3 protein-coding genes are annotated in these 7,035 nt (G+C 46.4%); 2 read left to right on the top strand and 1 reads right to left on the bottom strand.

Annotated elements, in window-relative coordinates; all coding sequences use genetic code 11:
• Positions 1-165 precede the first annotated feature (165 nt).
• Positions 166-2,202, bottom strand: a complete 2,037-nt coding sequence (locus tag QUB64_RS31840) for a S8 family serine peptidase (protein WP_333266480.1) — start codon at positions 2,200-2,202, stop codon at positions 166-168.
• A 103-nt stretch (positions 2,203-2,305) separates the two neighbouring features.
• On the opposite strand from QUB64_RS31840, the gene QUB64_RS31835 reads away from it, so the two are divergent.
• Together QUB64_RS31835 and QUB64_RS31830 are read left to right on the top strand one after the other, a co-directional pair.
• Positions 2,306-3,355 carry a lysylphosphatidylglycerol synthase transmembrane domain-containing protein gene (locus tag QUB64_RS31835; RefSeq protein ID WP_333266478.1) on the top strand — a complete coding sequence of 350 codons (1,050 nt, stop codon included), beginning with the start codon at positions 2,306-2,308 and terminating at the stop codon, positions 3,353-3,355.
• 312 nt (positions 3,356-3,667) lie between these two features.
• On the top strand, positions 3,668-7,035 hold a 3,368-nt coding region (locus tag QUB64_RS31830), incomplete at its 3' end, for a DUF4347 domain-containing protein (RefSeq protein ID WP_333266476.1).

Raw genomic sequence — 7,035 nt, 5'->3', positions numbered from 1 at the left:
TGATTATAGGTTCGTAGTGAGGACTTTAGTCCTTCTTCATAAAACCCTAAGAAAGGACTGAAGTCCTCACTACGAACTTGATTATAGGTTCGTAGTGAGGACTTTAGTCCTTCTTCATAAAACCCTAAGAAAGGACTGAAGTCCTCACTACGAACCGGATTGAATTTAAACCGAGCGATTGGCAGTTTCCGCCAGAATTTGCTTAATTTGAGCAGGAGTCAGACTCGGATTGGCCTGCAACATCAAAGCAATCACCCCAGATACGTGCGGCACTCCCATGGAAGTACCCGCAAAATATCGATAGGGAACCCCCGGCCCAGACAGCGGCACCGTTGAATAAACGTCCCCAGCATCCGCCCTGCCGCCATCGCCGCCCGGAGCGACAAAATAACTAATCGCGTCAGATCCCGCCCGGTTAGAATAATCCGCAAACAAGCCGTTGCGGGTAACACCACCGACAGCAATTCCTACCTCATTGGCAAACCGAGCCGGGTAATCTACATCCGGGCGAGCATCATTTCCGGCTGCCGAAACCACCAGCACGCCCTTAGCTTCAGCGGCTCGAATTGCATTCAATTCTTGATCGTTGATCTGTTGACCGCCAAAACTCACATTAATCACCTTAGCACCATTTGCCACCGCGTAATTAATCGCGTTAATTTCATCTGTAATTTTGCCTACTCCTGTGCTATTGAGTATTTTCAAAGGCATAATCTTCGCAGTCGGAGCTGTTCCAGTTATTCCCACTCCATCCTTTTTTGCAGCAACTAAACCCGAGATATGAGTGCCGTGATTGTTATCATCCATCGGGTCATTATCGTTATTGGCAAAATCCCATCCCCGGAAATCATCAACAAAGCCATTGCCATCATCATCTACGCCGTTGTTAGCTTTATTTCTACCAGTCGCATCAACGCCTGTTTCCCCTACATTGCTCCAAATATTCCCCGTTAAATCCGGGTGATTGTAGTCAACGCCGCTATCGATAATTGCTACCACAATGCCATCTCCAGTCAATCCCTTCGCCCAAACTTCTGGAGCTTTAATTAAGTCTCTGCCCCACTCGTCGCCGCCCAAGTCGGGAACATCAGGAAAAGTTGGCACACCTTGAGCTTTAGCAACTGCCGCCGCCGCATTCACTAAACCGAACCCAAAACGAGAGTCAAAACCCGGTGAGTTGCTGGGACTATCAGGAACAATATTTGCTGGAGTTGCAGATAAATTTAGGGTAAAATTTGTATTGCCTTGGTTTTGATAAACTCGGACAAAGTATGTTCCGGGTGCCAAATTTTTGAGGTCGATCGACTCTGGTGATAAACCCGATTCTTTAGAAGAAGCAATAATATCGGTAAAGTCAATAGAATTGTCGCCGTTAATATCTTTAATCACAGCCACGTCAACATCGGCACTAAAACCGCTGACAGTTAATTTAAAGTCGTTAGTTGCAGGCAAAGTAAAGCGGTAAAGGTTGTCTGGGCGGGCGTTGCTAACCGAGTCGGCGATGGTTTGAGTGCTGCTCAAAACTCCTAAATCGCGGGCTTGGCTGAGTTGGTTCCCCAATACGGCATTTGCAGAGATGAACTTACCGCTGAGGTTTTGTGGAGATGCGTTGGCGACGACACCTAAAATAGCACCGGATTGGCGAATTTTAATTACTGTGTTGGGAGTGCCCGAAACTGCTTCTAAAGTGATGTCTGCTTCGGTAAGATTGTCAGTTAGTCCGATCGCATCCTCAAAACTGTTAAAGTCAGCAATCACGTCGGCAACAGCGGGATCGGAGACTGGGGAGTCACTGCGGAGGACAAAGGTATCTGCGCCCAAACCCCCTGTCAGCGTATCTTTGCCCCCATCGCCCACTAAAACGTCGCTACCGTTACCGCCGTTGAGGCTATCATCTCCCCTACCTCCTTGCAAGGTATCGCTGCCCTTGCCGCCAAATAGGAAGTCATTGCCGGCACCGCCGTTAAGCAAGTCATTCCCCACACCACCGAAGAGACTATCGGAATTGCCACCGCCGAGGAGTCTGTCATTACCATTATCACCGCTGAGGCGATCGGCATCCGAGGCACCGACAATAAAATCATTACCGCCGAGGGCAAAAAGTCCGTTAGGATAAGGAGTCAAAAAGCCCGGAGTTAATGTCAAACTATTGGGGCTATCATCTAAAAGATAGGAAAATCCGTCTGGGCTCGGACCGGGCATAGAAATTTACTCCTTAGATAAAATCAATCTAAATTTTAGATTTTAAACATGAAATTGTCCTTAATAAATCTACCATCCCAAATTCATTAATCAGGATCGGAAAATGGGAAAACAACACTTGCATCGAATTCAGAATTTTTTCAACCTCGCGAAAGCGCGTTTAAAGCCTTATTTGCGCTATGCGATTTTGGGCGGAACGTTTTTATTTATTACCCAAGCTTTTGTAACTCACTGGCGAGAAGTCGCGAATATCCGAATTCGAGCCGAAAGTTTTCCGTTATTAGCTATTGCGTTGGGCGTCACTTTACTATCTCTAATTTTTGTCGGCTGGGTGTGGATGTTGATTTTGCGGGAATTCCGCCAACCTGTAAATGCGGCGTGGGCGATTCAAGTTTTTCTCAAGACTAATATTGCCAAGTATTTACCGGGGAATATTTGGCATTTTTGGGGTCGCATCTCGGACGCCAAAAAGGCAGGGATTGCGCCCAAAGCTGCTACTCTCAGCGTGTTGCTAGAACCCTTGCTGATGGCTTCGGCGGGCGTGCTGATTGGGTTGATTTGTTTTGAGCGGATCGATGGTTTTTTGCGAATTGTCGGCTGTGCTGCTATTTTAATAGCGATTCATCCCCGAATTTTAAATCCGATCGTCCTATTTGTAGAGCGGTTGAAGTTATCGAAGAACAAGGGGGAAAATTCCGAGGTTGGAGAGGTTGCGGGCGATCGACTAATTTCGCCTTTAGAGTCTAGCTCCAATCTAGCTAAAATAAAATCTAATGTCAAGCCTAACCGCCAAATTAATTTGCCAATTAAACGCTATCCTTTAATCCCGTTAATCGGACAAATGTGTTTTATCGGATTGCGGGGAAGCGGATTTTTCTTAACGGTAATGGCTTTAAATCCGGTAAATTTTATCGATATTCCCAACTTGTTCGGTGCTTTTGGTTTGGCGTTTGTGGTGGGTTTAGTTGTACCGGGAGCACCGGGAGGGATGGGAGTATTTGAAGCAACGGCGATCGCCCTTTTGTCCGATCGCTTTTCGACGGGTATAATTCTGAGCGCCGTGGCTTTGTATCGGATTATCAGCATTCTGGCGGATGTTTCCGGTGCTGTTTTGGCGAAAATTGACCGCCAGCGCGATCGACACATTAAGTAAGTGGATTTACCCCGATTAGCCGGAGTCAAAAATATGTATTTTTATTAAGACTTGGGGCTTACGTAAGTATGCTGGCTATAGTTGATTTAATAAAAAAAAGTCAACTCATCTGTTTGGGCTGCTAAATAGCCAAGCCACAAACAATAGAGTCTGAATCAATAAATTTAAGACTGGCAAACAAACCGAGTCGCTCTCAGAACCTCCACAATTTTAGGTATTTGTACCGTCAAAGACACTAATTTTTTTGAGTTCGGGTGTGCTCGTCGTGGATTTAGGAAAAATTGTTCATTTTAGGCGATCGGGTACACAGCCATGATATCAGTTTTATCAGAACGGGCGATTGAACTTGCGAATCACATCAACGCGGGACAAGGGAATTTTGGTGAAAAGGGCGAAAAGGGCGATCGCCTCAGTACAATAGTATTTATCGATGCGGCAGTAACAGACTATCAAACACTCCTAGATGGAGTGAAATTCGGAGTAGAAGCAATAATTATCGACGCCGACAGAGATGGAGTCGAACAGATTAGCGAAGTCTTAGCAAACCGCACTAATATTGACAGCATTCATCTAGTTTCCCACGGCGAACCGGGAAGCTTGCAACTCGGTAAAACCCGACTATCTATTGATAACCTAGAAGATTATGGTAAGCAATTGCAGCAATGGCGGCGCGCTTTAACAGTTGGTGCAGATATTCTGATTTATGGGTGTAATGTAGCAGCAGCATCCTGCGATTTCCCCAAAGTCCGCCAGGGAATAAATTCCCTGTTCGAGCGCGAAAGTCGGTTGAAACCGACTGAAAACAATTTCATTAAACAGTTCTCTAAAGATCAATACGCTTGGGTTAGCAGTTGTCATTGCGAGGAACGAAGCAATCGCAGTGTCTATTTTTCACATCGTTTTATTGACTGGACACTCTTAACCCAAGCGTATTGCTATGAGACGGGGGTTGAAACCCCCGGCGCGATCAATGAACAAGCCGTAGATGGTAGCGACTTCCTCCACCGCATTGCCACTCTCACCGGTGCAAATATCGCCGCATCCAAGCATCTCACGGGGAGTGCAAAATTAGGAGGCAATTGGGAACTAGAAACACAAATCGGCAACATCAAATCGCCCCTAGCATTCGAGTCAGACGTGATGCAAAATTATGCGTCTGTTTTGGCTACCTATACCGTTACCAATACCGATAATAGTAGTACAGGTTCTCTAAGAGATGCGATCGACAAAGCCAATTCCAATCCCGGACTAGACACAATTAACTTTAACATTCCCGGTACTGGCCCTCATACCATTACCCTCCAATCCGTCTTACCTATCATCACCAGTCCAGTTATTATCGACGGCAAATCTCAACCCGGATATGCTGGGAAACCAATTATCGAACTCAATGGCAGTTTGGTACAACAATCTAGCGGATCGGGTAGCGTTGGTACTATTGGTATAGAATTGAGCAAGAGTGCTTTTGGCGGCCAGGAAGATTCCAGCGGCAGCACCATTCAGGGATTAGTTATTAATGGATTTGGAAAAGCATCATCATCATCATTGGGATTAGGCATTTGGGTAAGTAGTAACAAAAATACCATTCAAGACAACTACATCGGCACCGATATTAGCGGTAGTGCTGCTGTAAGTAACACTGCGGGCGGCATCAGGATAGGCGATTCCAGCAATTTTTCCGTGCCGAATCCTACCCCCGTCACAAGCACTATTATCTCGCGCAATGTCATTTCTGGTAACGGTGATGTAGGAGTAGGGGGCATCTTTATTCCAGGGGCAGCCAGCAATACCAAAATTACTGGCAACTACATCGGTACAGATTCAACGGGGACAATAGACTTAGGCAATGGTGGCGATGGTATTTTTATTCTTCGCAAAGATACGAATAATACTATTATCGGTGGCATTGCACCCGGAGAAGGCAATATCATTGCTAACAATAAAGGCAGCGGTATTGATGTTGCTGGTAATACCGGCGGTCACACTATCCAAGGTAATAGGATTTTTAATAACAGACGATTAGGCATTGACTTAATCGGTACTACTGGTGTCACTCCCAACGATTTAGGTGATGCGGATATAGGCAGCAACAACCTGCAAAATTACCCTGTTTTGACTTCAGTTAGTGGCAACACAGTTAAGGGAACTCTCAACAGCAATCCTAACAGCAACTTGCGCGTCGAATTCTTTGCAAATACCAGTTACGATCCCGCAGGTGTAGGTCAAGGTGAAACTTTTCTAGGTTTCCAAGACGTTACTACAGATGGTGCTGGCAATGCTAACATCAACTTCCCCTATACTCCAGTAGCAGGCAAACCCTTTCTCGCTGCTACAGCTACTAACAAAACTACAGGCGATACCTCGGAATTTTCCTTTCGCAATCAACCACCAGTCAACACCATACCGGGAAGAACAACTACTACCACAACTAACCCTAACAACATTACCATCAACGGCGGAGAATTCCTTGCATATAACGTTTTAGCGACACCTTATCCGTCTGCTATTAACGTTTCAGGCGTGACAGGAAATGTAGACAGCATTACAGCCACTCTCAACAGTGTCAAAACTTTTGATACTAATGCACAGCAGACAATCAACCTCTTGTTAGTGGGCCCACAGGGACAAAATGTGGTGTTAATGTCTCATGTTCCATCTCCACCGCTCAATAATGTTACGCTGAAGTTTGATGATAATGCTGCCTCTTTTCTTTTTTCCCTAGTTCCAAATTCCCTGCCGCCAACTATCGCTTCCGGAACTTACAAGCCGAGTAACTATTCAGCAAATAGTTTTCGCGATATTTATGCCTTCACTCTACCGGGACCGACACCGACAGGATCACCAGAAGGGCCTTATGGTTCGACTCTTTCTGTTTTTAACAAAACTAACCCTAACGGTACTTGGAAACTGTATGCGGTTGATGCCAACCAATATAATAGTAAAGCGTCCGGTGCTACTATTCCGGGAAATATTGCTAGTTGGAGTCTCAATGTCACTACTGATACGGGCAAAGAAACGACGACTCAAAATACTCCTCGCATCTTCTCTGCTAGTGGCGGCAATAGTATCTCTGTATCCGACTCAGATAGCGAGTCGGTGGAAGTAAATCTCAGTGTTACCAGCGGCACTCTTGCACTCAAGTCGCTGACGGGAATTACAGGATCGGGGAATGGCAGCAACATCCTGATTTATACGGGAAAACAGACTGATATTAATGCTGCTTTAGATGGTTTAACTTATACGCCGAATCCGAACTTTAGCGGCACTGATGCGCTGATTTTGACGACAAACGATCGCGCACCAGCAGAATTAGGCGGTGCTCTCACAGATGTCGATCGTGTGAATATTACCGTCAACCCCACAACTCCGACTCCCACAACTCCGACGCCAACCACTCCAACTCCGACAACACCAACTCCAACCACTCCGACTCCAACCACTCCGACTCCAACCACTCCGACTCCGACAACACCGACTCCGACAACACCGACTCCGACAACACCGACTCCGACAACACCGACTCCAACCACTCCGACTCCAACCACTCCGACTCCAACAACACCAACTCCAACCACTCCGACTCCAACCACTCCGACTCCAACCACTCCGACTCCGACAACTCCGACTCCGACAACTCCGACTCCGACAACTCCGACTCCGACAACTCCGACTCCGACAAC

Source organism: Microcoleus sp. Aus8_D2 (assembly GCF_036702665.1).
GTDB lineage: Bacteria > Cyanobacteriota > Cyanobacteriia > Cyanobacteriales > Microcoleaceae > Microcoleus.
Note: the sequence above shows the minus strand (reverse complement) of the source record. Positions and strands in the feature narration are given on the sequence as shown.